1 protein-coding gene and 1 pseudogene are annotated in these 501 nt (G+C 61.1%); both read right to left on the bottom strand.

What is annotated here, in order from left to right; all coding sequences use genetic code 11:
* A partial coding sequence (locus NKJ91_RS33785) for a TA system VapC family ribonuclease toxin (RefSeq protein WP_352458956.1) occupies positions 1-400 on the bottom strand: 400 nt, incomplete at its 3' end.
* Positions 397-501: pseudogene (locus tag NKJ91_RS33780) on the bottom strand (CopG family transcriptional regulator); the annotation flags it as partial. The gene NKJ91_RS33785 and the pseudogene NKJ91_RS33780, both read right to left, overlap by 4 nt.

The raw sequence follows: 501 nt of genomic DNA, 5'->3' as shown, positions 1-501 counted from the left end.
CCTTCACCGCCGCCCCCGACAGCTTGCGGTCAAAGCTCGCAAGTTGGCCGCCATGCGCCTTGGCGAGCGCAAGAAGATAGGTATCGGTGACCTGTGCCGAGGTCAGGATTTTCGCCGCATCGATGTCGCCGGAGCCAACCAGGCTCACATCGTCGGGCCAGAAGCTGTGCCCGTGCAGAGCCCGCAACTTGGTAACGATTTGCGCAACGATGGCGGGCGAACCGGGAGAATTAGGATATTTTTGGTTGCCGACGATGCGCAGGACGCCGTTTTCGGTGATGGGACACGTAGCCCATGCGGCGTTACCGGTCACTTCGAACCAGCCATGGGCGTCGTCATGGGCGACATGGCCAGGATCGATCAGCGCGATCAGCACATTGACGTCGAGCAGGAAGGTCACAGCAACTCGTCACGCAAGGCATTGACAGTCTCAAGCGTGACAGGAGGTGCATCCGGCCGAGGCGACAATAGAGGAATCCCGTTGCGCTCGCCGCCGGCTTG

It is taken from the genome of Mesorhizobium sp. M0040 (assembly GCF_040323505.1).
GTDB lineage: Bacteria > Pseudomonadota > Alphaproteobacteria > Rhizobiales > Rhizobiaceae > Mesorhizobium.
The sequence above is the reverse complement of the archived record's forward strand: the minus strand, read 5'-3'. Positions and strand labels throughout refer to the sequence as shown.